This window comes from Blautia sp. HCP3S3_H10_2, assembly GCF_052122375.1.
In the GTDB taxonomy this organism is placed as follows: Bacteria; Bacillota; Clostridia; order Lachnospirales; family Lachnospiraceae; genus Blautia_A.
Genome location: NZ_JBQKCL010000007.1, coordinates 122303 through 148855 on the forward strand (window position 1 = coordinate 122303; position 26553 = coordinate 148855).

19 protein-coding genes are annotated in these 26553 nt (G+C 43.8%); all 19 read left to right on the top strand.

The genetic code is table 11. From position 1 onward, the window contains the following. Window positions 1-79 precede the first annotated feature (79 nt). The 19 genes from ACTQWB_RS09505 to ACTQWB_RS09595 all read left to right on the top strand — a co-directional run bounded on the left by ACTQWB_RS09505 (window position 80) and on the right by ACTQWB_RS09595 (window position 26422). Entirely contained in the window at window positions 80-1318 is a 1239-nt protein-coding gene (locus tag ACTQWB_RS09505) for an ABC transporter substrate-binding protein (RefSeq protein ID WP_441501019.1), read from the top strand. Between the two features lie 199 nt (window positions 1319-1517). Next, a complete protein-coding gene (locus ACTQWB_RS09510) occupies window positions 1518-2402 on the top strand; it encodes a carbohydrate ABC transporter permease (RefSeq protein ID WP_441501020.1) in 885 nt (294 codons plus the stop codon). Continuing rightward, window positions 2402-3238, top strand: a complete 837-nt coding sequence (locus tag ACTQWB_RS09515; RefSeq protein ID WP_441501021.1) for a carbohydrate ABC transporter permease — start codon at window positions 2402-2404, stop codon at window positions 3236-3238. The genes ACTQWB_RS09510 and ACTQWB_RS09515 overlap by 1 nt, the downstream gene beginning before the upstream one ends. A 34-nt stretch (window positions 3239-3272) precedes the next feature. Beyond that, window positions 3273-5558: a glycoside hydrolase family 65 protein gene (locus ACTQWB_RS09520; RefSeq protein WP_441501022.1), complete on the top strand. Its 2286-nt coding sequence runs from the start codon at window positions 3273-3275 to the stop codon at window positions 5556-5558. A 257-nt stretch (window positions 5559-5815) separates the two neighbouring features. After that, window positions 5816-7213, top strand: coding sequence for a GH1 family beta-glucosidase (locus tag ACTQWB_RS09525; RefSeq protein ID WP_441501023.1), 1398 nt, complete (start codon window positions 5816-5818; stop codon window positions 7211-7213). Between the two features lie 75 nt (window positions 7214-7288). Then, on the top strand, window positions 7289-7933 hold the full coding sequence (gene pgmB, locus ACTQWB_RS09530) for a beta-phosphoglucomutase (RefSeq protein ID WP_441501024.1): 645 nt from the start codon (window positions 7289-7291) through the stop codon (window positions 7931-7933). Between the two features lie 64 nt (window positions 7934-7997). Then, window positions 7998-8888, top strand: coding sequence for an MBL fold metallo-hydrolase (locus ACTQWB_RS09535; RefSeq protein ID WP_441501025.1), 891 nt, complete (start codon window positions 7998-8000; stop codon window positions 8886-8888). A 138-nt stretch (window positions 8889-9026) separates the two neighbouring features. Beyond that, window positions 9027-11411 carry a TIM-barrel domain-containing protein gene (locus ACTQWB_RS09540; RefSeq protein ID WP_441501026.1) on the top strand — a complete coding sequence of 795 codons (2385 nt, stop codon included), beginning with the start codon at window positions 9027-9029 and terminating at the stop codon, window positions 11409-11411. 120 nt (window positions 11412-11531) lie between these two features. Continuing rightward, window positions 11532-12359 (top strand): alpha/beta hydrolase, encoded by an 828-nt coding sequence (locus ACTQWB_RS09545; protein WP_441501027.1) that lies wholly within the window; start codon window positions 11532-11534, stop codon window positions 12357-12359. A gap of 772 nt (window positions 12360-13131) precedes the next feature. Further along, on the top strand, window positions 13132-14643 hold the full coding sequence (locus ACTQWB_RS09550; RefSeq protein ID WP_441501028.1) for a DUF4186 family protein: 1512 nt from the start codon (window positions 13132-13134) through the stop codon (window positions 14641-14643). A 38-nt stretch (window positions 14644-14681) separates the two neighbouring features. Continuing rightward, window positions 14682-15833 (top strand): exonuclease SbcCD subunit D, encoded by a 1152-nt coding sequence (locus tag ACTQWB_RS09555; protein WP_441501029.1) that lies wholly within the window; start codon window positions 14682-14684, stop codon window positions 15831-15833. After that, a complete protein-coding gene (locus tag ACTQWB_RS09560; protein ID WP_441501030.1) occupies window positions 15830-19030 on the top strand; it encodes an AAA family ATPase in 3201 nt (1066 codons plus the stop codon). The genes ACTQWB_RS09555 and ACTQWB_RS09560 overlap by 4 nt, the downstream gene beginning before the upstream one ends. Before the next feature lie 109 nt (window positions 19031-19139). After that, window positions 19140-19847 (top strand): hypothetical protein, encoded by a 708-nt coding sequence (locus tag ACTQWB_RS09565; protein WP_441501031.1) that lies wholly within the window; start codon window positions 19140-19142, stop codon window positions 19845-19847. Between the two features lie 40 nt (window positions 19848-19887). Further along, window positions 19888-20181 carry a nucleotidyltransferase family protein gene (locus ACTQWB_RS09570; protein ID WP_441501032.1) on the top strand — a complete coding sequence of 98 codons (294 nt, stop codon included), beginning with the start codon at window positions 19888-19890 and terminating at the stop codon, window positions 20179-20181. After that, on the top strand, window positions 20165-20578 hold the full coding sequence (locus ACTQWB_RS09575) for an HI0074 family nucleotidyltransferase substrate-binding subunit (RefSeq protein ID WP_441501033.1): 414 nt from the start codon (window positions 20165-20167) through the stop codon (window positions 20576-20578). The genes ACTQWB_RS09570 and ACTQWB_RS09575 overlap by 17 nt, the downstream gene beginning before the upstream one ends. Before the next feature lie 244 nt (window positions 20579-20822). Next, window positions 20823-22655 (top strand): ATP-dependent zinc metalloprotease FtsH, encoded by a 1833-nt coding sequence (gene ftsH / locus ACTQWB_RS09580; protein ID WP_441501034.1) that lies wholly within the window; start codon window positions 20823-20825, stop codon window positions 22653-22655. Beyond that, window positions 22652-23194, top strand: coding sequence for an HdeD family acid-resistance protein (locus ACTQWB_RS09585; RefSeq protein ID WP_441501035.1), 543 nt, complete (start codon window positions 22652-22654; stop codon window positions 23192-23194). The genes ftsH and ACTQWB_RS09585 overlap by 4 nt, the downstream gene beginning before the upstream one ends. Window positions 23195-23433: 239 nt before the next feature. After that, window positions 23434-23835 carry a hypothetical protein gene (locus ACTQWB_RS09590; protein WP_441501036.1) on the top strand — a complete coding sequence of 134 codons (402 nt, stop codon included), beginning with the start codon at window positions 23434-23436 and terminating at the stop codon, window positions 23833-23835. A gap of 52 nt (window positions 23836-23887) precedes the next feature. Then, window positions 23888-26422, top strand: coding sequence for a beta-mannosidase (locus tag ACTQWB_RS09595; protein ID WP_441501037.1), 2535 nt, complete (start codon window positions 23888-23890; stop codon window positions 26420-26422). Window positions 26423-26553 lie beyond the last annotated feature (131 nt).

Here is a 26553-nt window from a genome sequence, read left to right on the forward strand (position 1 = left end):
AAATTAGCGTTTTATGCTATTATCTTAGTATAACGATTTACAAAACAAGCACGGTAAATCAATTAAAGGAGGAAAAAGAATGAAAGCTAAAAAAGTGATGAGCCTGGCACTGGCTACCGCAATGATCGCAGGAATGACTGCATCCGCAACTGTTAACTGCTACGCAGACGAGGAAGACAGCGTAGACAAGATCATCGTTTTCCAGTCTAAAGTAGAGATCATCGACCAGCTGGAAGAGCTGGCTGAGACATACGAAGATGAGACTGGCGTAGAGGTTGAGGTTTGGGGAACCACAGGTGATGATTACCTTCAGCAGTTAAAGACCAAACTGGCTAACGGACAGGGACCGACCGTATATTCACTGCTTCCTGGCGCTGAGTCAGAGACCATGAAGAACTATGAAGCAGATCTTAGCGACTTAAGCTTCGTTGACAAGATCGCAGATGGCATGGCTGATGTTATTGATGACAAGACTGTTGGTATCCCATACACAATGGAAGGTTTTGGAATGGTTTACAACAAAGACCTCATCAATGCAGATGAAGTAACAGATTATGATTCCTTCGTAAAAATGCTGGAAGACCAGAAAGCAAACGGAATCAACGGATTTGGTCTTTCCCAGGAGAGCTACTTCCTGATCGGACATATCTTAAATACACCATTTGCTCTTCAGGAGAACCCAACTGAGTTCATCGAGAAATTAAATGCCGGTGAAGTTAAGATGGCAGATACACCAGAGTTCCAGGAATTTGCAAAATTCTATGCAGCAATCCGTGACAACTCTTACAACCCACTTGAAACAAACTATGATAAAGAGTGTGGTGATTTCGCAACAGGTAAAACAGCAGCAATCCATCAGGGTAACTGGTGCTACAGCATGTTCGCTGATTATGATGTAGATTTCGATATGGGACTTGCTCCACTTCCGATCTGCGGAAACGATAAGATCGCTGTAAGTGTTCCGGCTGCATGGTATGTAAACTCTCAGGCATCTGAGGCTGAGCAGAAAGCTGGTAAAGATTTCCTTGAGTGGCTGTACACATCTGAGAGCGGACAGGATTACCTGATGAACGAGTTCGGATTCCTTCCGGTTGTTGATGGTATGGAGAATGAAAGCCTTGACCCGATTTCCCAGCAGGTTGCTGATTATGCAGCTGAAGGAAAGACAATCTCCTGGCCGATGAATGACTGGCCGGCTGGTATCGTAGATGTATATCTTGTACCGGTTGCACAGGAGTTCTTTACTTCTGACATGTCCTGCGAAGATTTCCTTGCAGCACTTGATGATGCATGGGCACAGGCAAACGAGGCAAAATAAATCCAGTCAGTAATGAAAACAGAATCAGTCTGAATTTCCATGACTGAAATGAAATAGGAATCGCCCGGCAATGGGAGGCTGATGAAAACGCAAGCTCTTTCATGGCCGGGCGTTTATTCTGTAAATGGACATCTGGTTAAAAGCCTTTTTCAAACATGCTCTGGCAATGGCTTCATACTTCAGAAAGGAAGAAATAAAAATGAAGAAAAAGAAAAGAAAAGATGCAGGCTGGTACGCCCTGTTTACAGTGCCGCTGTTATTCGTATTTGCAACAATCGTATTGATCCCGTTTTTCATCGGCGTGGGTTACTCTTTCTTCTCCTGGGACGGACTTCCACTGAACCCAAAAGTTTTCGTAGGATTCAAGAATTATGTACGTCTGTTTTCTGACAGCCGTTTCATGACCTCCGCAGGACATACCGTAATCTTTACCGTATTTTCCGTGCTTCTGATCAATGTGATCGGTCTTGCATTTGCCCTGATCGTAACTACGAAGCTGAAAGTAAGAAACGCAGCAAGAGCAATGCTCTTCATGCCATATCTGATCGGTGGTCTGATCCTTGGATATATCTGGAAATTCATTCTTGGTGATGGACTTTCCTATGTGGCAGAGGCTCTTGGAAGCAGCAGCAAGCTTCTTTCCAACTGGCTGCTGGATCCCACTATGTCAATGGTTGCGCTGATCATTGTAAGTACCTGGCAGATGGCTGGCTACATTATGATCATTTATATTACCGGTATTATGGCGATTCCGGACGATGTTCTGGAAGCCGCTTCTGTAGATGGTGCAGGCTTCTGGCAGACTTTGTTAAAGATCAAATTCCCGCTGCTGATGCCATCCTTTACAATCTGTCTGTTTATGACACTTTCCAACTGTTTCAAAATCTTCGATGTAAACCTGTCCCTGACCGGTGGTGGTCCTAACAATGCTACGGAGATGTTCGCCATGAACATTTACAATGAGATCTTCTCCCAGAGTAATTATGGATATGGACAGGCAAAAGCAATCGTGTTCCTGCTTGTAATTGCTGCGATTACCCTTGTACAGGTTTCTGTGACTAAAAAAAGGGAGGTTGAAATGTAATGAAAAAAGGAAAATCTATTGTTGCAAATGTACTTGTGATCCTTTTGTCGATTTTATGGCTTTTCCCGGTATATATTGTATTCGTAAACTCATTTAAAAACAGGGCAGAGCTGTATGAGAACATGCTGGCATGGCCAAAGAGCTTCAGCTTTGAATACTATGAAAAAGCAATGAAGAAGATGAAATTCTTCCATGCTTTTGGAAACTCCCTTTTTGTAACCATCATTTCTATTGTGATCATTGTGATTCTGGCTTCTATGACTGCATGGATGCTGGTTCGTGCAAATAACTTACTGAGCAAGATCATTTTCAGCACCTTTGTTGCTACCATGCTGATTCCGTTCCAGACCCTTATGATGCCTCTGATGCAGGAAATGGGCTGGATCCGTGATACGTTACATATCCAGATGCTGGACAATAAGCTTGGACTTGTATATATGTATATCGGTTTTGGTGCAAGTATGGCTGTGTTCCTGTATCATGGCTTCGTGAAATCCATTCCGGTATCTCTGGAAGAGGCTGCTACCATCGATGGCTGCACCAAGTTCGGAGTATTCTGGAAGATCGTTTTCCCAATGCTGAAACCAACCACTATGACGGTTATCATCCTGGACGTCATCTGGATCTGGAATGACTATCTTCTTCCTTCCCTGGTACTTTCCAGCAAGGCAAACAGAACCATTCCGCTGTCTACATTCTCTTTCTTCGGACAGTTCACCATTCAGTGGAATATGGCGATGGCAGGTCTGACACTGACCATTATCCCGGTAGTTATCTTCTACCTGTGTGCACAGAAATACATCATCAAAGGTGTTGCTGCCGGTGCGGTTAAATAATGTCAACGAAAAATAACAACTTCGGAGGGAAGGCATGAACGAGAAATGGATTTACAAAATTGATGATCTTAAGCTGGATAACGAGGCCCTCTTGGTAAATGAAACAATTTTCCATAATGCAAATGGATATATTGGAGTACGTTCCAATTTTGAGGAAGGATATCCGGAAGGATACGATACGATCCGCGGTTCCTATATCAATGGTTTTTATGATATCGCGGAAATGAAGCAGGCAGAGAAGCTTTATGGCATGGCAGAGGAAAAAGAAACCATGCTGAATGTGGCAGATGGCCAGACAATCCGGGTTTATCTGGACGGAGAGAAATTTTCCATGTTTGATGGAGCGGTTCTTTCTGGCAGCCGCTGGCTGGATATGCAGAACGGCTATACAGTGCGTAAAGTTTTGTGGAAAGCGCCTAATGGGAAAGAAGCGGAGATTGAAATTCGCAGAATGACTTCTTTCTCCCATCTGCAGCTGTTTGTGATCGATTATCAGGTAACACCGGTGAACTTTTCCGGTGAGGTCAGAATCGAATCAGAACATCAGGGAAATGTGAGAAACTACTGCAATCCTAACGACCCGCGAGTTGCAGGGGAGAGCTTCCAGCACCTGATCCCGGATCATGGGAACGTGGTAAATGGAGCGTCTTATCTTGTAACAAATACAGCTACTTCCGGACTTCAGGTATGTACAGGTGTGAAAAATATCATTTCTGCGGATGAAGTACAGACCGGTGAAATCGTTCTGGAAGGACACCATGCAGTTCAGAAATTTACTGTTTCCGCAAAACAGGGTGAAGCCATCCGCTTTGTGAAATATATGGTTTTTGCAGACAGCATCCGTTATGAGGATGTTCAGGAAGATGCACAGGATGAGATGGAAGCAGTAACTGCTGTTTCCCTGGATGTGCTTTACAAAGAGCAGAGAGAATACCTGGACAAATTCTGGGAGAGCTCTGCGCTGGAAATTGATGGTGATGACGCCCTTTGTGCAGCGGTCCGCTACAATGCTTACCAGCTGATCCAGTCTGTTGGAAAAGATCCATATTGTGACATTGCAGCCAAAGGCTTAAGCGGTGAAGGTTATGAAGGACACTATTTCTGGGATACAGAAATGTATATGCAGCCATTCTTTACCCTGACCAATCCGGAGGTTTCCAAAAACCTTGTAGAGTACCGTTATTCCACACTGGATGAGGCAAGAAAAAATGCAAGGATCCTGGGACATAAGAAGGGTGCGGCTTATCCGTGGCGTACCATCAGAGGAAGAGAATGCTCCGGTTATTTCCCGTCTGGTTCTGCGCAGTATCATATCAGTGGTGATATTGCATATTCAACAGTTGCTTACTATCTGGCAACCGGAGATCTGGATTTTATGGCAGAAAAAGGTGCGGAGATCATCTTCGAAACTGCACGTATGTGGCTGGATCTGGGCTGCTGGTATAAAGGAACCTTCCAGCTTCATGAAGTGACAGGACCAGATGAATACACCTGTCTGGTAAGCAACAACTATTACACCAATCTGGATGCCCAGTATAACCTGCATTGGGCGGTAAGACTTTATAATCTGCTTAAAGAAGCTGGAAAGCTTGAACCGGTTGCAAAGAAGATTGGATTGGAAGAGTCAGAGATCGCAGAGTTTGAAAAAGCAGAAAAAGCGATGTATCTTCCATATGATGAGGAACTGGGAATCAATCCACAGGACGATTCTTTCCTGCACAAAGCAGTATGGGATTTCGAGCATACACCGAAGGATCATTATCCGTTACTTCTGCATTACCATCCTATGTATATTTACAGATATCAGGTATGTAAGCAGGCAGATACCGTTCTGGCACACTTTATTTTCGAGGATGCCCAGGATATTGAGACTATCCGTAAGTCCTTTGCATATTATGAGAAGGTTACCACTCACGATTCCTCACTTTCTACCTGTATCTACAGTATTGTAGCTTCCAAACTGGGACTGGCTGATAAGGCATATGAGTATTTCGGGGATTCCGCGAAGCTGGATCTTTTCAATACCCATCAGAATACAAAGGATGGAATCCACACTGCAAACATGGGTGGAAACTACATGGCAATTGTCTACGGCTTCGGCGGCTTCCGCCTGAAAGAAAGCGGAGCCTGGTTTGCACCTGCACTTCCGAAACAGTGGGATGCATATCGCTTTAAACTGATCTACCTGGGAAGACATATTCAGGTAGAGGTAAATAAAGACGGCACTACTTTCACATTAGAGAGTGGAGAGCCGGTAGAGTTACATGTATATGGTGAAAAATGTGTACTGGAAAACAGTCTGCATTTTGCATTGAAATAATGAATGGGGCATATCCGTTAAAAGAATCTTTGGAATTTGCATAAGCGGAATGCTTTGTGAAAACAGCCCGGCGGGTGTCTGGTGATTTGGGGCAGGGAAGCTTGTCTGTAGGCACAGACCCTGCCGGGCTTTTTGCATGAATCCGTTGTTTCTCGTATGTTGTGCATTTTGTAAATATTCAGGCTGACCTTCAAAATGCTTCGCATTTCGTTGGTATGACATATGAAATAAGGAGACTGTATTAGGAGATTACATATATGAAATTCAAATCAGATTTTTTGTGGGGAGCAGCCACTGCGGCTTATCAGGTAGAAGGCGCTGCCCATGCAGATGGACGCGGAGATTCCGTGTGGGATGTTTTCTGTGAAAAAAAAGGAGCGGTTCTGGATGGAAGCTCTGGGGAAAATGCCTGCATGCAGTATGAGCATGTAGAAGAAGATGTTGCGTTAATGGCGCAGATGGGACTGAAAGCCTATCGTTTTTCTTTAAGCTGGTCAAGAATCCTGCCAGAGGGTACCGGAGAAGTGAACCAGAAAGGAATTGATTACTATAATCATCTGATCGATTGCCTGAAGGCCCATAATATTGAGCCTTTTGTAACCTTATACCACTGGGATCTGCCCCAGGCATTGCAGGAAAAAGGGGGATGGCTGAATCCGGATTCTGTACAGTGGTTTGGCGAGTATACGAAAATTGTGGCAGAAGCTTTTTCTGACCGTGTGAAATATTTTATCACATTTAATGAACCACAGTGTTTTATTGGACTTGGATATTACGGAACAGTCCATGCACCGGGACTGAACTGCTCTCCACGGGAAGCCTTTCTCGCAGCACACCATGTTCTGATGGCACATGGGCTTGCAGTAAAAACTTTGCGAAAATATGGAAAACAGGAGCTTCTGATCGGATACGCACCTACAGGAAGGTTTACTTATCCGAAAACCAACAGCAAAGAGGATATTCAGGCTGCCAAGGATATGATGTTCCATGAAATCGCAATAACAGAATGGGAATGGAGTATGACCTGGTGGAGTGATCCGGTATTCTTTGGAAAATATCCGGAGGATGCGTTGGAGCAATATAAGGGTATTGTTCCTGATTTTCCAGAAGAGGATATGGAGCTGATCTGCCAGCCGTTAGATTTTGTAGGCCAGAATATTTATGATGGCAGAATGGTAGAAATGGGAAAAGATGGGAAGCCGGTATTTTCCCCGGAACCTCTTGGATTTGCCCATACCCATATGAAGAGCCCGGTTACACCGGAGATCCTGTACTGGATGCCGCAGTTTCTCTATGAAAGGTACGGCAAACCAGTGGTAGTGACAGAGAACGGTATTTCCAATGGGGATCTGGTATCCCTGGATGGAAAAGTACACGATGGATGCCGAATTGCATATCTGGAGCGCTATCTCCAGAAGCTGGGAGAGGCAGCTGAGCTTGTGCCGGTTATGGGATATTTCCACTGGTCCTTTATGGATAACTTTGAGTGGGCATGTGGATATCAGGAGCGTTTCGGACTGGTTTATGTGGATTATCCTACCCAGAAGCGTATTATGAAGGATTCCGGATACTGGTATGCGGATGTGATTCGGACAAATGGGGAATGTATTGGAAATAGTGATGAATACAGTGATAGATGCATGATTATATGTTGAATTTTGTGAATATTGTTATAAATATTGCAGGCTTTGTATTTGCACTTTAAATAAAAAGAAAGGATGGATATCACAATGAAATACGAAGGAATTATTTTTGACCTTGATGGCGTAATCTGCCATACAGATGAATATCATTATCAGGCATGGAAAACATTAGCAGACAAGCTGGGAATTTATTTTGACCGTGAGATTAACAACCGTCTCAGAGGTGTAAGCCGTATGGCGAGCCTGGAGATCATTCTGGAGCGTTACGAAGGGGAGCCGCTTACAGAGGAGCAGAAGGAACAGTACGCTACAGAGAAAAATGAGGTGTACAAAAAGCTTCTTGGGAATATGAGCGAAAAAGACCTTTCCAAAGAGGTGGCAGATACATTGCATGCACTCCGTGCAAAGGGATTAAAGCTTGCAATCGGTTCTTCCAGTAAGAACACTCCATACATTCTGGAAAGAATCGGACTGGGCGATTTCTTTGATGCTGTTTCTGATGGAAATAATATCACCCATTCCAAACCAGACCCGGAGGTATTTGTGAAAGCAGCCGAATTCCTTGGCTTACCGGCAGAGAAATGCATGGTAGTAGAGGACGCAGAGGCTGGAATTGACGCTGCCATTGCGGGACATATGGACAGTGCTGCAATCGGCGATGCAGTTGGATGTGGAAAAGCAACCTACAATCTGACCACATTTGCTGATCTTTTGAAAGCAGTAGAAGAATAAAGAGAGAAAACAGAAGTTGCCGTTTCCTTTGAATGTGAGCGGTAACCATGTATGAGGCAAAAAGATGGAAACAGAATTCTATAAATGGGAACCGCTTGCGGATGGTGTTTTCCATATTCAGGATTTATTTGGAGACTATATGTATCTGGTGGAGGGAACGCAAAAAGCCGCGTTGATCGATACTGGTATGGGATTTCCAGGGCTTCGAAAGCTTGTGGAAAAGCTTACTGATAAGCCGGTTATCGTGTTGAATACTCATGGGCATCTGGATCATATCGGTGGAAATGATGAGTTTGATACGGTTTACCTGTATCAGGATGATTTTTCAGTGTATGAGAAACACAGGCAGGCTTCTTATCGCGCCGGAGTGATCGCGGGAATGAACCGGGAGCTGAACCTGAATCTTACGGACGAAGTTCTGCAGGTACTTAGCTGTGACAGAGTGGAGCGGGCATTTATATCGGAAAGCTCGAAGGAAGCGGGAAAACAGAGATTGGTTGCGGAAAAAATGGAATGCGGAAGTGGAATAGCGGTTCAGGGAAAAGCAGAACTTCGGAATATGCCGCTTCAGATTGATCTAGGCGGCCGGGTATTAGAAGTACTTCATACTCCGGGGCATACAAAAGGCTCTGTCTGCTTTTATGACAGAAAAAATGAAATCCTGTTTTCCGGGGATACAGTGTGCAGCATGGGTGTAATGCTGAATTTTACAGAATCTGTACCAGTAGAAGAATTTATGAAAAGCATCTGTTTCCTGAAAGCGCAGGTAGGAAAATGCAAGGTGATCTGTCCGGGACACCATAAAATACCACTGGATTTTTCCTATTTTCAGAAATATCTGGATTGCGGGCAGCTGGTGCTTGCCCACCCGGAAATGGGAGTGGCGGAGGAGTCTGCATGCGGCAGATTTTTCCGGCTGCATTATGAGGATGTAAGTCTGACATATGTAAAGTAAAATGTAAAGAACTTATAAGAAATCGTTACGGTTCAGAGCCAAATGGATTCCTGTGAAAAAGTGCTTTGCTCTGAACCGTAACAAGAAATCTATAAATGCAAAATGCGGGAAATATAGAATTGCACAAGGAGCAGAATAATGAAAGACTACTATAAAGTAACCACATTTCCCAAATGCAGGGAAGCCAGCGTGGTAAAAGGAGAAAAGTATAGAATTACTGTTTTGACAGAAGGACTTCTTCGTCTGGAATACAGTGAAAGCGGGAATTTCGTGGATGAAGCAACCCAGACTGTATGGAACCGTGATTTTGAGACCCCGGAATATCTGGTAAAAGAGGAAGAGGATCAGCTGGAGATTATCACAAGCCGTCTTCATCTGATCTACAATAAGAAGAAATTTTCTTCTCACGGGCTCAGCATAAAAGGCCAGACCCGCCTTGCATGGCATTATGGGGAGAAAAAAGACAATCTTGGAGGAACCGTAAGAACACTGGACGAAGTGGACGGTGCCTGCCCTCTGGAAGATGGAATCATGTCAAAAAGCGGCTATGCCCTTTTGGATGACAGCAAATCCCTTCTGATCGGGGGAGATTCCTGGATAAAGGTGAGAGAAGAGGCAGAGGAAGATCTGTACTTTTTCTGTTATGGAAGAGATTACAAGGAAGCGCTGAAGGCTTATTATCATCTTTGCGGAAGGACACCTATGATTCCAAGATATGCGCTTGGAAACTGGTGGAGCCGTTATTATCCATATTCTGAAAAAACATACCTGGAGCTGATGGATAGATTCCAGGAAGAACAGATTCCATTTACTGTGGGCGTTATTGATATGGACTGGCATGTGACAGAAGTGGATCCGAAATATGGGGAGGGCTGGACCGGATACACCTGGAACCGGGATCTTTTCCCGGATCCACAGCGCTTCCTGCAGGAACTGCATAAGAGAGGAATGCGCGTGACCTTAAATGTGCATCCGGCAGATGGTGTTCAGGCCTATGAAGATATGTATGAGGAAATGGCAGATGCCATGGGTGTTGACAAATCCAAAGAGCTTCCTGTGAACTTTGATATTTCCGATCAGAAATTTTTGGAAAAATATTTTGAGATCCTGCATCATCCTTATGAAAAAATGGGAGTGGATTTCTGGTGGATCGACTGGCAGCAGGGTGGCAACACGAAAGTGGAAGGCCTTGATCCATTGTGGATGTTGAATCATTTCCATTATCTGGACAGCGGCAGGGAAGGAAAGCGACCGATTGTATTTTCTAGATATGCAGGTCCGGGAAGCCACAGATATCCCATTGGCTTCTCAGGAGATACCATTGTGACCTGGGAATCCCTGCAGTTCCAGCCGTATTTCACTGCGACTGCATCTAATATCGGTTATGGCTGGTGGAGCCATGATATTGGTGGTCATATGTTTGGCTATCGTGATGATGAGATGGAAGCACGTTGGTATCAGCTGGGTGTATTTTCCCCGATCATGAGATTGCACAGTACTCAGAATGAATTCCTGGGAAAAGAGCCGTGGAGATTCCCGCTGGAGATTCATCAGGTGATGAACGATTTCCTTCGTCTGCGTCACAAGCTGATTCCATATTTATATACAATGAATTACAGAAGCTATGCAGATAGCGAACCTCTTGTAGAGCCGCTGTATTATCAGTATCCGGATGCAGAAGAGACTTATAATGTGAAAAACGGCTTCTTCTTTGGCACAGAGCTGCTGGCTTTTCCGGTGACTACACCGAGGATTCCGAAGCTTCATGTGGCAAAAACAAAAGGCTGGCTGCCGGCGGGAACTTTTATTGATATTTTCAACGGAATGATCTATCAGTCAGACAAAGAGCGGAAAGTGAATTTTTACCGTGATATCGCATCTCTTCCGGTGCTGGCAAAGGCTGGTGGTATTGTGCCTATGACAGATGAAATTTATGGAGAAGCAGCTTCCAGGAATCCAGAATCCCTGAGAATCCGCGTATATGCAGGGGCAGATGGAGACTTCCGGCTTTATGAGGATGACAATGAAACCCGTGGATATGAAGAGGGACATTGTGCTGTTACACCGATGAAGCTTACCTGGAGCGAAAAGCCAGTATTTGAAGTCGGAGCGGTGACAGGTGAAAGTGTCCTGGTTCCGGAAATGAGAGATCTGACGCTGGAATTCTGGGGAGTTACCGAGAGTCAGGTGAAAGTGATAGACGGTGGAAGAGAAGTGGAATGTGAGAATTTCTATGATGCAGGGAAAAATGTACTTACTGTCCGAATTAATGGACACAAAAACGCTGACTCACTTCTGGTACAGTTTACAGAAAAAACAGAGCTTGGAAGCAATCATGTAGAACAGCGCATTCTGGATTTCCTGCAGCAGGCAGAGATTTCTTTCACATTAAAAGAGAAGATCATCGCATCTGTACGCAGACAGCCAGACCCGGTTCTTCTGGCTGGAGATCTCTATTCAGGTGACCTTGATCCGGAGCTGGCAGGAGTTCTTATGGAAATTCTTACTGCGAAAAGAGATTAAACAGGCTCCAGAGCGTGTTTGGGAAATCATTCCTGCAATCTGCATGTCTCACTTTGCGGAAGATGTTGCAGAAAGCTTTTTTCAAACACGCTCCAGCGTGCTTAATTTGGAGGTAAAATCATGATTCATGAAATAATGGAAATTCAAGTCGAAGGCTCTGAATTTAAAGCAGAGCTGTATACATATTTTCTCGATAATTCGCCGGAAATCGATCCGAAAAGAAAGCGCCCGGTTGTAGTGATCTGCCCGGGAGGCGGTTATGTTATGACATCAGACAGGGAAGCAGAAGGACTTGCAATGAGATTCCTGGCAATGGGATATCATGCGGTAGTTCTGCGTTACAGTGTATCACCTGCTGTATATCCGGAGGCTCTGCTTCAGCTGGCGAAAACTGTGGCACTGCTTCGCGCAAATGCAGAGAAGTGGCATATTGATAAGGATAGTATTGTCCTTCAGGGCTCCTCTGCTGGCGGCCACCTTGCAGCAAGTCTGGGAGTATTCTGGAAAAAATTATTTCTGGAAAAAAAGCTGGGAATATCTTCTGAAATATTCCGGCCAAATGGTCTGATCCTCAGCTATCCGGTAATTACTTCCGGGGAAAAGGCGCATCAGGGCTCCTTTGAATATCTTCTTGGAGAGGATTACAGCAATGAAGAATTGCGTGACAGTGTATCCCTGGAAAAGTGGGTGACAAAGGATACCCCGCCAGTGTTTATGTGGCATACGGCAACAGATGAATCTATCCCGGTGGAAAATTCCCTGCTGTTTTTCGAAGCTCTTCACCGTAATGAGGTTCCTGTGGAATTGCATATTTATCCGGTGGGACCTCATGGCCTGGGTCTTGCTGATGAAGAGACAAAGCGCTTCGATGGTTTTGGAATCCAGCCAGAGTGCCAGTCCTGGATCAAGCTGGCGGAAGATTGGATGAAGTATAGATTTACTCATTAACTTTATTGCTTATATTGATAGAATAAAAAATAAATGAAAATCCAATCGAAAATATGTTCACTTTGCCAGATGACAAAAAGCGACAAGTATGGTAGTATAAATACATCAACAAAAGAGAAATACGAAGAATACTTAAGAAACCTAAGCTACGAAAGAAAGTCATAAAATACAAAAGAAACAAAAAGCACGAAAGTTCTGTGGTTCTACGAAAGATTTATAAAGTACAAAAGATAATAAAGTTCAAAGGAACGATCGTAGAGTAAAGAAATCAAAGTACAGAAGAATCCTGGTACACGAAAGAAGCTAAAGTACAGAAGAATGATATCATACCAAAGAAACGAAAGTACGAAGGAACAATAGTACACCAAAGAATTTAGAGTACAAAAGAGTATAAACCACAAGGAATTACATTTCGCAAGGCACATCCGATAACCTATAACAAAACACATCAGAAAAATGGCTGGGAAGCAGATTCTCAGCCATAAATTATAACAATATCTGTAAATCTCCATAATAGCAATAATAAATTTTTTGTAACTGTTCAGAGCCAAGCGGATTTATGTACAAAAGTGTGAATCATGCTTGCATGAATGAACACTTTTGTACATAAATCCATTTGGCGGATACGCCACACCGACGAAATGCGAAGCATTTTGGAGGTTGGCTCTGAACAGTTACAATTTTTTATTTCTTTAACAAGGAAAATTATGGTTCTCTAATAAGAAATCGTGTATACTGAATTTAAGAATATAAAATGCTGTAAAGGAATGCAATGAATACCAAAGAAGCTATGAAAATTCTGGAGATTGATCCAGAGGATGATGAACGTGAGATTAAACGAAAATACCATAAGATGATCAGTCTGTTTCACCCGGACTCCGTAAGCGAGGTCAGCGAAGAACATATCCGCCGCGCCCAGAAGATTAACGAAGCCTACCGGTTGTTATGCCAAAGTGTTGAAACTGGATTGCACAGCAGAAAGCGGACGGCAGCAGCTGGTAAAAGGATGACACAGGAGCAGACACGGAAGGGAAAGGCGGCTCAGCAGCAGACTGCTTCGCAGGAATGGAGCGGGGAACGAAATGAGACTGCTTTTATTCCAAGAAATATCTATATGCATTACAATATGGAACTATCCGAAGAAGAAAAAGCAGCTTCTGCAGGGAAGCTTTTTTATCAGACAGCCAGAGGCAAATATCTGTGGGATCCGGAGGAAGAAGATTTTACGCTTTTTCTTACAAGTCTGCGCCAGGCATCAGCAGAACTTCTGGAGAAAACAGAGAGCAGGATTTCTGGTGATTTATCCGCTGTTCCCAATCTGAAAGAGTATCGTTTCCGCGTCCAGGCAAAAATATTTGAATATTTATCCATGGAGTATGTGAATCCGATCCAGGCATTGGATTCAATGGTAATACCAGAGACCACAGATGGGAAAGGGCAGAGGATTTATCTGTTTAAAGCATTTTTGGCGGCAGAAGCGGGTACTGCAGAGAGCAGACTCATATCCCAGCTGCAGCCGGAAGAGTATCTTTATCCGAGAACTTTTCAGGGGAACCAGATCCAGGTTATGAATAAGTCCAGACAGGTATTAGGGTATCTGCATATGGATGATGACAGGCTATACTTTTGTATAATTCCTCTTTTGAAGAAACATGCGGCACAGGTGAAGCTGCTTGTGCGGGCAGAAAGAAGCTGTGGTGGATATAATAACAGCAGATGCAGCAGTAATATCGTTGGAGAAAAAGGCAGAAAATATTCAGGAAATCAGTGGAGCAGAAGTAAAATAAAAAAGGATGTGGACTTCTATTTCCGGGTGGAAGAAGAGGAAATCCGCTATAATTGTGCGGAGCTGAATCTGAAATTAGCAGAGGTTTTGTCTGGTTACGAGAAATATCTTGGAAAATACTGCCATAAGCAGGGGGATTTTGAGGATTTATTTCAGAGATTGTCCCACTCTGATTTTCGCAGCCGTTTTCATCTAAAAGAGAAGGATTTACAGTATATCCAGGAGAAAGGGATGGATACCATCCGCAGTCATGCCCAGGATTTTGTGCGGACGCGGCTGGCACCTGCCCGGATTCCAAATGATGGCAAGCAGACTCCCATGCGTGGGCACCCGGTATTTCTGGCCCAGCATGCGACTGGGTGCTGCTGTAGGGGCTGCCTATATAAATGGCATAGAATTCCATCTGGAATACCGTTATCCAAGGAACAACAGGAATATGTAGTGGATGTTCTGATGGAGTGGATTGAGAGAGAAGTTAATAAGAAATATCTGAAGTAAAGTACAAAAAGTAAAATACAAGAAGCAGGGAGTTGTATATGAGAATATTTCACTTGTCAGACTTACATATTGGCTTGAAATTGATCAACCGTGATCTTAGGGAGGATCAGGAATATATATTGGACCAGATCATACAGAAAGCGAAGGAAGAAGTGCCAGATGCAATCGTCATCGCTGGAGATATTTACGATAAGGCAGTTCCATCTGCAGAAGCAGTGGAAATTTTCGACCATTTTATCGGGGCGCTGCGAGAAGCCGTGCCAGATTGCGTAATTATGATGATCAGTGGTAATCATGACAGCGCACCCCGTGTAAACTGTTTCCGGAGTGTACTGGGACATCAGAAAATTTACATGATCGGAATACCGCCACAGACGGAAGAAGACCACATTGAGAAGGTTGTGCTTCAGGATGAATATGGCACGGTGAATTTTTATCTTCTTCCTTTTGTGAAACCGTCTATGGTGAAGCTGATCACAGGCACAGATGAGAATGGAAATAATTTTTCTTATAATGATGCCATTCACCAATTGATCGAAAGGGAAGAAATCGACAAGGAGCAGCGAAATATTCTGGTAAGCCATCAGTTTTACCTGTCTATAGGGGAAAACGCTGATTCAGTAGAGCGAATGGATTCTGAAATCCGAACTGTTGGTAATATTGACCAGGTATCTGCGGATATTCTGGAGAAATTTGATTATGCGGCTCTTGGTCATATCCATAAACCGATGAAAGTAGGCAGTGAATTTTACCGCTATAGTGGTACTCCTCTGGCATGTTCTGTAAGTGAGGCAGGTCAGAGGAAAGGAATCATACTGGTTGACATAAAGCGAAAAGGAGAGATCAGCACAGAAGTGCTTCCACTTGTTCCCCTGCGCCAGATAAAAATAATCAAGGGTGATCTGGAAAGCGTTCTGGGACAGGCCTGCCAGGATTATGTAACAGTTGTTCTCACTGATAAGGTTGATCTGGATGTGATCGATATGCAGGATCGTCTGCGCCTGGCATTTCCGGGATTGCTGGAGATTCGCCGTGAGACAGTACGGCAGGCAGACTATACCAGAAGAGCTGTAAGCGAGAAAGAATTGAATCCATTTGAACTTTGCTGTCAGTTTCTTGCAGATGCAGATGAGGAAGAGAAAGAAATTATTCAGGATGTTATCAATACAGTACAGGGGGTGGCGAAATGAGACCTGTGAAGCTTACAATGCAGGCATTTGGATCTTATGGAAAACTGACGCAGATTGATTTTCGGGAGCCCAATCAGAATCTTTTTCTTGTAACCGGAGATACTGGCGCAGGAAAAACCACCATATTTGATGCCATTGTATTTGCACTTTATGGAGAGACCAGCTCCAGTACCAATAAGAAAGAGGGCGTTGTTCTCCAGAGCCAGTATGTGGAATTGAATGTAGAGCCTTTTGTAGAACTGGTTTTTTCAGAAGGAATTGGTGAAGACTGTCAGTTTTATACAGTTCGCCGTGTGCCCAGACACCTGAAGCTGCTTACAAGAGGCGCAGGGAAAAATAGTGGCAGTCGTGAGGTGGCAGGGTCTGTAAGTCTGACCATGCCAGATGGAACAGAATATCCCCAGAAGGAAGCTGACAGTAAGCTGGGAGAGATTCTTGGACTTACCAAAAGCCAGTTTATGCAGGTTGCAATGATCGCGCAGGGAGAATTTATGGAGCTTCTTCGTGCCAGATCCGATGATAAGAAAGTAATTTTCCGGAAATTGTTTAATACAGAATTATATCAGAATATTGTAGAAGAATTGATGAACCGGAAGCGCTCTCTTGAGAAGGATATCGCACAGATTAAGACAGCGTGCCAGACGGAGGCTGCACATGTGATAATTCCCCGGGAATATGAGAAGCATGAGGAAATGGAAAACCTGAAGAAGCAGATCCAGAATGGCGAAATTGTAGTTATGGACCAGTTTCTCGGGCTTCTGACAGAACTGTGTGGGAATCTGCGTACAAATGTGGGAATTGCTAAGAAAGAACTGGAAGCTGCTTCGGAAATCCGGGATGAAAAAAGAGATACCTACAATAGTGCCAGCCAGCTGAAAAATTTGTATAGTCAGTTAGAAGCTGCCACCATGCGGCTGGAAGCATGTAAGAAAGTCGAAGCACAGATGAACGAAAAGGCTGTGCTTTCTGCCCAGATTAAAAAAGCGTATGAGATTAAAGGGGAATATGTGCGCTATCAGGATTCCCTGAAAAATATGTATACCTGTGAAAATGCATTAAAAGAGCAAAAAGAGAAAAAGCCTGTGCTGGAAATCCAGTCAAAGACAGCGTCAGATGAAGCTAAGGAGGCAAAAAATACAGCAGATCAGGAGCTTCAGGCATATACAAGTGTCTATGAACGGGTAAATAAAGAAGTGAAACTTCTGAAACAGATCAAAGAAGCAGAGACTGATGTAAAGAATAGTGAGAATAGCTGGCATGCAGCACAGACTGCAGACAAAAAGGCCAGGGAAGCACTTGAAAGTCTTGAAAAAAAAGAAACAGACTGGAGAAGCCAGTGTGAAAAGCTTTTAGATACTAATGAAAAAATTGCTGTCTGGAGGGGAAAAAAGCAAGAATTGGAAATTCTTGACGGAGATTTAAAGGAAATCACACAACTCCTGAAAGATATCGAAACTCAGAAGAGACAAGCCGAAACTGCAAGGCTGGAGTACATGAAAATAAGCAGCCAGTATGAAGAGAAGAATCAGAAATATGAATCTATGAGGCGCATTTTTCTGGATGAACAGGCTGGCTTTCTCGCCAGGGAGCTTCGAAGCGGGAAACCCTGCCCGGTATGTGGTTCGTTGGAGCACCCAAATCCATGCGAAGCACCTGAAGTTCACGAGGATCTTACCCGGGAATCTCTGGAACAGGCAGGGAAAGAGGTTTCAGATCTTCGCAGCCGGCAGGAACAGGCCGCAGGAGCCGTGCGCTCATCTGCTGATTTAGCTGCAGTAAAAGAAAAGGAATGTTCAAAACGGGTAGCAAAATTATGCGGACAGATATTGGAGAAGAGAAATCTGTTTTCTGGCACGGAGAAATGTGACAACACAGGGGAAATAGAAAAAATTCTCAAAAACTGGGATGAAATCCTACAGACAGAAGGTGCAGGGCTCATGGCAGACAGACAGAACCTGCTTCAGCTTCAAGAAGCCCTGAATCAGATGGAAGAAAAGAAGAAAGCAGGAAAACGGGCAGTAGAAGCTGCCGGTCAAAAACTGACGGAAGCAGCTGCTGCAGCCAAAAGTAATCAAAAACTCCTGGAACAGCTTCTGGCTTCCAGGGAATACCCCTCTGAGGAAGCTGCCATGCAGGAATTTAACCAGGCGAAGGCCAAATGGAAGATGGCAGATGGGAATGCGAAGGCATCCCAGGAAAAAGAAAAATCTGCGATAGAGCTTTTGACGAACTGCACCAGCCTGATCCGGCGGTATGAGCTGGAGCTTCCGGGCTTACAGAAGAGTTGTCAGGAAAGGCTTGTTTCTTATCAGGATTTAATGACTGCCCGGGATATGACAGAAAGCGAATGGTCTGCTATAGCTGATCAGTATTCCAGGGAAACGATAGATCTGATTCAAATGGAGACAGATACCTGGAGGCAGAATCTGATCGCAGCACAGACTGCAGAGGAAACTGCGAAAAAAGCCATCGATGGCAGAAAGAGACCGGATATGGAGAAGACCAGAATACAGATGGAAGAGTCGGAAGCAAAACGTATTCAGGCCCAAAAGAACCTGGAGCTGTATAAAGAGCAATATAAAGCAGATAAGGATGCCTGCGATATCCTTACCCCGCAGATGGAAAAGCGTGGAAAGATTATTGAGAAACATGGGAAATTGGAGACCTTATATAAGCTTCTGTCTGGAAATATGTCTGGAAACAGGATGGATCTGGAGACTTTTGTACAAAGGTATTACCTGGAGAAGATTCTTTATGCAGCGAACAGGCGCTTTCTGGATATGTCCGCTGGACAGTTTGAACTTCGTATGGTAAATGAGGAAAATGCAGGAAAAGGGAAAAACCGTGGTCTGGATCTTATGGTCTATTCCAATGTCACTGGAAAAGAGCGGGAAGTCCGTACGCTTTCCGGGGGAGAATCCTTTATGGCGGCATTATCCCTGGCTCTTGGAATGGCAGATCAGATTCAGGAAAGCTCAGCTGCAATCAATCTGGATGTGATGTTTGTGGACGAGGGATTTGGTTCTTTGGACGAGCATTCCAGAGAGCAGGCAGTAAAAGTACTCCGGGAGCTTGCCGGCGGAAGTAAGCTGATCGGAATCATTTCTCATGTAACAGAGCTGAAACAGGAGATTGAAGATCAGCTGATCGTCAGCAAGGATGAGAAGGGCAGCCATGTGAAGTGGCAGATTAGTTGATCTCTGCGCGCATACTGGGAACATTGAAAAAAAGAAATCAATGTGTTATATTTTAATCAATTATAGCGTCAGATGGAATATTATCATAAATGAGAGGCAGGATAAAATTATGGATCAGTTTGAACGGCAAAAAGTGGAACGTCAGGCGATGAATGGCAAGATGTGTCTTCTGCTTGGAGGGATTTTTCTTATGTTCTCTGCGGTTACATCCACGCTTATGTATGGAATCAATTTCTTTATGACAGCCTTGGAGGCAGAGAAGGGAACTGCTGAATATGTGGAACTGCTTGAGAAGGCAGGCATGCAGAGTGGTCTTTTAAAGGGAATTGGAATCTGCTTCGTAGCGGTTGGAATCTGGGAAGTGATAGTCGGACTTTTCTCAGTGAAGAATTCCAACAGGATTGATAAGAGCCAGCTTTCTGTGAAAATGATAATATCTTTGTTTGTGGCAGAAATTCTTATGCAGGTTCTTCTGTTCGTTACCGGCCTTATGAACCTGGGAATTCTTTTTACGGCGATTATATTACCACTGTTTCTGCTTTGGGGTGCTACCCGTTTTCGGAAAGTTGCCAAGGCTGATCCAGAGCGGAAATTTGCGGTAGATCCTGCGAAGAAGAACTCTGCCCGTCAGAGTCAGCCGGCAGCACCGAAAAAGAGCATCCGGGAAAGAGCCGCCATGCAAGCAAGAGAGAATGCTGAAGAGCCAGAAAATGTAGAAGAACCAGAGAATACTGAAGAATCAGAGAATACTGAGAAAACTGAGAATACTGAAGAGCCAGAGAATGTTGAAGAAACGAAGAATATTGAGGAACAATGATTGGATTGAAGAATATTTGCAAAACTGGAGGTAGTAATATATGAAATATAATCTTCCGGAGAGAGTTCTAAGAGATATTTCTTTGTTTGCAAAAAAATATTCTGTTGCAAAAGTGATTCTTTTTGGATCCCGTGCAAGAGGGAATAATACAGAGAGAAGTGATGTGGATATAATTGTATATGGCGGGGATTTTGATTCATTTTACTGGGAAGTTAAAGAAAATATGCATTCTCTATTAACTTTTGATGTAATTGAAGGTGATAAGGGAATATCAGAAGAGCTGAAAGAAGAAATTGACAGAGACGGGGTGGTGATTTATGAAAAAGCTAGATAACTTTTCAAATTGTCTTACTGTGTTGAAAAATGCTGATTTTAAGCTTGCTGATGATAATGAAATATATAGAACTGGTGTAATCGGGCAATTTAATCTGACATTTGAACTTGCGTGGAAAGCATTACAGGAAATATTGAGATTACATGGGGCTGCTGGAGCAGAAACAGGATCTCCAAGGGAAATTTTGCAGCTTGGTTATAAACTTGGATTTGTGAATGATGCGGCGGTATGGCTGTTAATGTTAAAAAAACGCAATACAGCTGTTCATATCTATAATGAAAAAGAAATAGATGAAATGATTCTGCTTATACGTGATAGTTTTATTCCTGCTTTTGCGGATCTCGAAAATATTCTGCAAGAAAAACTGGAAGAAGCAGAGGCTGGTTGGAAATTTTAGGATAACAATTAAAGAAAAGAACCATGTTAAGGGCAAGGTGTAATATTACATTCTGCCTTTTTGCATATTATTTAAATCATGGCGCGTTATCTATACAGAATAAAGATTTTGTCTATGGACAGTCTGAATAGCGGGGATTAAAATAAAAATATTAAGAGTATTTAAAAGATTTCAGAAATAAACGATTATAGGTTATTTCTGAAAACGATACATTTCAAGATACAATAAAGAGAGGAGTAAAACCATGAAAGAAGTGAAAACACCCAAAAAGCCGCTGATCTATTATTACGGCATCGTGCTTCTTGTACTGATCGTCTTTAACCTGGTAGTTTCTCCTATTTTAATGGAACATCAGGTAGAAGAGACGGACTATGGTACCTTCATGAGCATGATTGATAAGAAAGATATTGGTAAAGTAGAAGTAGAAGACAACCAGATTGTATTTACAGACAAAAACAATGAAAAAATATATAAAACAGGTCTTATGAATGATCCAAATCTTACAGACCGTCTGTATAAATGCGGAGCAACCTTTGCCAAGGATATCGACCAGCAGACCTCTCCGATTCTGAGCTTTCTGGTAACCGGACTTCTGCCACTGATCATTTTCATCGTTCTTGGAAACTATATGGCCAAAAAATTAATGGAACAGGTCGGTGGCAAGAACTCCATGGCATTTGGCATGGGAAAAAGCAATGCCAAGGTTTATGTACAGTCCAGCGAAGGTATCCGTTTCACAGATGTGGCAGGTGAGGATGAAGCGAAGGAAAATCTGGCAGAGATCGTAGACTATCTGCATAATCCTAAGAAATACACTGATGTAGGTGCTTCCATGCCGAAAGGTGTTCTTCTTGTAGGCCCTCCAGGTACTGGTAAAACCATGCTCGCCAAGGCAGTTGCAGGAGAAGCCAATGTACCATTTTTCTCCATGTCAGGTTCTGAATTTGTGGAAATGTTCGTAGGTATGGGTGCTTCCAAGGTCCGTGATCTTTTTAAACAGGCTAAAGAAAAAGCACCTTGTATCGTATTCATTGATGAGATTGACGCCATTGGTAAAAAGCGTGATGGTCAGGTTGGCGGTAACGATGAGCGTGAGCAGACCTTGAACCAGCTGCTGACAGAGATGGATGGTTTCGAGGGAAATAACGGTGTTATCATTCTGGCAGCTACCAACCGTCCGGAATCCCTTGATCCGGCACTTACCCGTCCAGGCCGTTTCGACCGCCGCGTACCAGTGGAACTTCCGGATCTTGCAGGACGTGAAGCGATCCTGAAGGTTCATGCAAGGAAGATCAAAGCTTCGGATGATGTGGATTTCCATACAATCGCCCGTATGGCATCTGGTGCATCCGGTGCAGAACTGGCAAATATCATTAACGAGGCAGCTCTCCGTGCTGTCCGGAGTGGACGTACTGTAGTTACAGAGGCAGACCTGGAAGAGAGTATCGAGGTGGTAATCGCAGGTTACCAGAAGAAAAATGCAGTCCTGTCTGACCAGGAGAAAAAGGTGGTATCCTATCACGAAATCGGACATGCCCTGGTTGCAGCCCTTCAGAGCCATTCCGCTCCGGTACAGAAGATTACTATTATTCCGCGTACCTCCGGAGCCCTTGGCTACACCATGCAGGTGGAGACTGGTGATAAATATCTGATGACGAAGAAGGAACTGGAAAACAAGATCGCTACCTTTACCGGCGGACGTGCTGCGGAGGAAATCGTATTTGGCGAGATCACTACCGGTGCTTCCAATGATATCGAGCAGGCGACCAAGATTGCCAGAGCCATGATCACCCGTTATGGAATGACTGACGAATTTGACATGGTAGCCATGGAAACTGTTACCAACCAGTATCTGGGCGGTGACGCCTCTCTTTCCTGTTCTGCAGATACCCAGAAAGAGATTGATGAGAAAGTAGTAGAGCTTGTGAAACGGGAACATGAAAAAGCGAAGAAAATCCTTACAGATAACCGTAAGAAGCTGGACGAGCTGGCAATGTTCCTTTACGAAAAAGAGACCATAACCGGTGAAGAGTTTATGGAGATTTTGAATAAAAAAGAGGAGAGTGAGGAAAAATGAGAAGACGTTCACGTTATGGTTGGCTGGAACTCATTGAAGGAATCCTGCTGATCCTTCTTGGAATTTACACATTATTTAATCCTGGTGACATGATCCGGGGAATTACGTTCATATATGGTATCCTGGCGGTGATTACCGGTATTTCAGACATTGTATTTTATGCCAAAACAGAGCGGTACATTGGCTTCGGACCAACCATTGCGCTGGTATCCGGGATATTAAGTATTCTTGCTGGCCTGATGCTTCTGATGTATCCAAATGCCGGAGAGCTGATCATGACATTGCTCCTTCCAATCTGGTTCATTGCCCACTCAGTTTCCAGACTGACCCATCTGCCGCTGGTCCGCCTGGCAGGAAGCTTTTTCTATTATTTTACCATGATCGTAAATATCATGGGAATCATCCTTGGCTGTCTGATGATCATATGGCCGGCAATTGCCCTGTTTTCCGCAGGTTTTATCATTGGTTTCTATCTGATCCTGCTTGGAATCGACAGCGTTGTAATCGCGTGCAGTGATATGGATGCCGGATGGATGTAAGAATGTAAAATACGTCATATGAAAAAATGAAGCAGGAATTTGTCGTAAAGAAATTAAAACTGGCAAATTCCTGCTTGCTTTTTGATGTGATATATGGTATGTCAGAATATAGAATTATTATGATTGTGGGAGCGCCAAGGGGCGGATCACAATCGACTTTCATTTATGGTGATGTCTGCGTAAGCAGACATGTCTGTTTACTATGAAAGTTCGTTTAGTAACAAGGAGAGGAAAAAATCATGTTTTCAACCTATGAAGAATACCAACAGTGTTCAGGCGCGCTTACCTTAGAAGAAATGGAAAGACTTCATCAGGACATTGCAGCGGAAGTATCCGGTGATGAGGATGCCCTTGAACTTCTGGATGAGCTTCTGGAAAAGGCAAATGAATACTGCAATATCCGTGCCCGCTGGGCGCTTATGACCCGGGAACAGAAAATGGAGATCGACGAACGGCGGACATCCTGCCACGATTCCCTGATCGTGAAATTCAACATGCTTGCCCGCTATCTGAAAATGCAGGGAAAACCAGCTGCCTGGAGAGACACTCTGGGCCATCTGGAGGATGATCCTGCTAACCGGAAACGGATTGGGGATTTCGCCTGTTACCTGGTATTTATAAATAGTATCAATGCCCGGTGAAAATGTTTCTTGGGCATTGAAGATATATGGGCTTTACAAGAAAGGAAAAAGGATGATAAAACGAAACATTGATACAGGATTCCGGATTTCCATCAGTGGACAGGATGCCTGGTATCCGATGACAGTACCGGGGTCAGCTATGGATACATTTTGCCGTGAAGGAATCCTTCCAGATCCATATTATGGAACCAATGAGTACAAATTGACTGAATTTTGGAAGAATGATTTTGATATCCGGGGAACTTTCACATTATCGGAGGAAGAGCTTTCCAGAGATGAGATTCTTCTGACATTCTATGGAATTGATACAGTTGCAGATCTGTTTTTAAACGGGGAGAAGCTTGGCCATACAGAGAATATGCACCGGACCTGGGTGTATCCTGTGAAGAAGCTGGTGAAAGAGGGAGAGAACCTTTTGGAGCTTCATATTGAGTCTCCGGTTAATTTTGTAAATGCATATCAGCCTGCAAAGGGAAAAGAAATCGATTTTATTAATACTGGAACTGAAAAAGGAAGCCAGTATATCCGGAAAGCGCATTCCATGTTTGGCTGGGACTGGGGCCCGAAACTTCCTGATGCGGGATTTTTCCGTGGCGTGGAGCTTTGCTGTTTTGATGTGGCCAGGCTTGGAGACGTCTTAATCCGCCAGGAGCATGGAGAGAATCAGCAGGGAGAGAAACTGGTTACTCTGCATATTAAGAGTGAAATTGAGAAGGTCAGCGGACAGACCGGAGACTCAGAAATTACAGAAATTATAAAAAATACAGAAATCACAGAGCGTGCAGGGGTTGTCATAGAAAACGGGTGTCCGGTCTGCGAATTACAGCTTCTCTATGAATTGCAGGATCCGTCTGGCAAAGTTATTTATTCAGGTAACGAATCCGATATAAAAATAACAGCTCCACAGCTATGGTGGCCGAATGGTTATGGTGGCCAGCCGCTTTACAGATTGATCATACGACTGAAAAAAGAGGAAGAAATACTGGATACCAGAACGTATAAGGTAGGCCTTCGTACCCTTACAGTATCCCGTGAGGATGACCAGTGGGGCCAGGAATTTGCCATTATGGTAAATGGAGTGAAGATTTTTGCCAGAGGTGCAAATTACATTCCGGACGACTGCTTTTATTCCAGGATTACCCGGGAGATACTGGAACGTGATGTGAAAGCTGCTGTATTTGCCAATTTTAACTGCCTGCGTGTATGGGGCGGCGGCTATTATCCATCAGATGAATTTTATGATCTCTGTGATGAGAATGGTATGCTTGTATGGCAGGATCTGATGTATGCCTGCAATATTTATGACTTCACACCAGAGTTTGAGGCCAATATCTGTGCGGAAACAAGAGACAATGTTATCCGAATCCGTAATCATGCAAGTCTTGCATTGATCTGCGGAAATAATGAAATGGAAAGTGCATGGGTGGACTGGGCCGCTGTGAAGGATCATTCCCCGCTTCTGAAAAGAGATTATCTTCTGCAGTTTGAGTATGTGATTCCTAAGATCGTAGAAGAGATTGCGCCAGATACCTTTTACTGGCCATCATCCCCATCCTCAGGGGGCAGCTTCGATGATCCGGGCAGCCAGAACCGGGGTGATTGCCATTACTGGGATGTATGGCATGGACAGAAACCATTCAGCGAATATATGAAACATTATTTCAGGTTCTGTTCGGAGTTTGGGTTCCAGTCGCTTCCCTCTATTAAGACAGTAGAGACCTTTACGGAGGAGAAAGACCGCAATCTGTTTTCCAGAGTTATGGAAAGTCATCAGAAAAATCCGGCGGCAAATGGTAAGATTCTGTATTACCTGTCAGAAACCTTCCGTTACCCGAAAGATCTGGAAGGCCTGATTTTCTTAAGCCAGATCCTTCAGGGATATGCCATGAAAGAAGCGACGGAACACTGGAGAAGGAACCGAGGCAGATGTATGGGAAGTATTTACTGGCAGTTCAATGATAACTGGCCGGTAGCCTCCTGGTCCAGTATGGACTATTATGGCAGATATAAGGCACTTCATTATATGGCCAGGGAATTTTGTGACAGTGTGGCTGGAAGCATTGAGAAAAAAGAAAGCCATATGGGATTCTGGATTTCAAATGAGACACGGGAGCCAGTAACGGTAACTGCCAGGATTTCAGTGAAAACACTGGATTTTGAAGTACTGGAACAGCATCTGGTGACAAAGGAAATTCCGGCACTGCATGCAGAATGCCTTCATGAGAAAGAGTATAAAGAACTGATCTGCGGACGGGAGGACAGTCTGTTCATTGTTGTCGAGTATGAATATGAACAGAATGGAAAGAAGGTTTCCAAAAAAGAATTTGAGACATTTGTCCCTGTAAAATATCTGGAGCTGAAAGATCCTGCATTTAAAGTGACAGAAAACAGTGACGGAAGTATTTCGGTCCAGACAAATACATTTGTGCCGTATTGTATGCTGGAAGGTGTAGGCGCGGATACGGTCTGGACAAAAAATGTGACAGCATTTACGGATGCCCGGGCGGTTATCTTTACGCCCGAAGAAGGGACAAAGATTTCCAGTGATGGAATCCGTATTTATGATGTTTACCATACATATAGGTAAAGTTATAAAGGAACTTTGGGTCCTGACGGCATGTAAAAGCACCGGAATAAGAAGAATTGCCGGATTAGCAAGCATAGCTGCAGGACAATCTGTAACATCAGAGAAAAGTAAGAAAAAGAAAGGAAATGAAA

Coding starts and splice junctions, on each gene's coding strand:
- ACTQWB_RS09505 (WP_441501019.1), top strand. CDS start 80: ATGAAAGCTAAAAAAGTGATGAGCCTGGCACTGGCTACCGCAATGATC.
- ACTQWB_RS09510 (WP_441501020.1), top strand. CDS start 1,518: ATGAAGAAAAAGAAAAGAAAAGATGCAGGCTGGTACGCCCTGTTTACA.
- ACTQWB_RS09515 (WP_441501021.1), top strand. CDS start 2,402: ATGAAAAAAGGAAAATCTATTGTTGCAAATGTACTTGTGATCCTTTTG.
- ACTQWB_RS09520 (WP_441501022.1), top strand. CDS start 3,273: ATGAACGAGAAATGGATTTACAAAATTGATGATCTTAAGCTGGATAAC.
- ACTQWB_RS09525 (WP_441501023.1), top strand. CDS start 5,816: ATGAAATTCAAATCAGATTTTTTGTGGGGAGCAGCCACTGCGGCTTAT.
- pgmB (WP_441501024.1), top strand. CDS start 7,289: ATGAAATACGAAGGAATTATTTTTGACCTTGATGGCGTAATCTGCCAT.
- ACTQWB_RS09535 (WP_441501025.1), top strand. CDS start 7,998: ATGGAAACAGAATTCTATAAATGGGAACCGCTTGCGGATGGTGTTTTC.
- ACTQWB_RS09540 (WP_441501026.1), top strand. CDS start 9,027: ATGAAAGACTACTATAAAGTAACCACATTTCCCAAATGCAGGGAAGCC.
- ACTQWB_RS09545 (WP_441501027.1), top strand. CDS start 11,532: ATGATTCATGAAATAATGGAAATTCAAGTCGAAGGCTCTGAATTTAAA.
- ACTQWB_RS09550 (WP_441501028.1), top strand. CDS start 13,132: ATGAATACCAAAGAAGCTATGAAAATTCTGGAGATTGATCCAGAGGAT.
- ACTQWB_RS09555 (WP_441501029.1), top strand. CDS start 14,682: ATGAGAATATTTCACTTGTCAGACTTACATATTGGCTTGAAATTGATC.
- ACTQWB_RS09560 (WP_441501030.1), top strand. CDS start 15,830: ATGAGACCTGTGAAGCTTACAATGCAGGCATTTGGATCTTATGGAAAA.
- ACTQWB_RS09565 (WP_441501031.1), top strand. CDS start 19,140: ATGGATCAGTTTGAACGGCAAAAAGTGGAACGTCAGGCGATGAATGGC.
- ACTQWB_RS09570 (WP_441501032.1), top strand. CDS start 19,888: ATGAAATATAATCTTCCGGAGAGAGTTCTAAGAGATATTTCTTTGTTT.
- ACTQWB_RS09575 (WP_441501033.1), top strand. CDS start 20,165: ATGAAAAAGCTAGATAACTTTTCAAATTGTCTTACTGTGTTGAAAAAT.
- ftsH (WP_441501034.1), top strand. CDS start 20,823: ATGAAAGAAGTGAAAACACCCAAAAAGCCGCTGATCTATTATTACGGC.
- ACTQWB_RS09585 (WP_441501035.1), top strand. CDS start 22,652: ATGAGAAGACGTTCACGTTATGGTTGGCTGGAACTCATTGAAGGAATC.
- ACTQWB_RS09590 (WP_441501036.1), top strand. CDS start 23,434: ATGTTTTCAACCTATGAAGAATACCAACAGTGTTCAGGCGCGCTTACC.
- ACTQWB_RS09595 (WP_441501037.1), top strand. CDS start 23,888: ATGATAAAACGAAACATTGATACAGGATTCCGGATTTCCATCAGTGGA.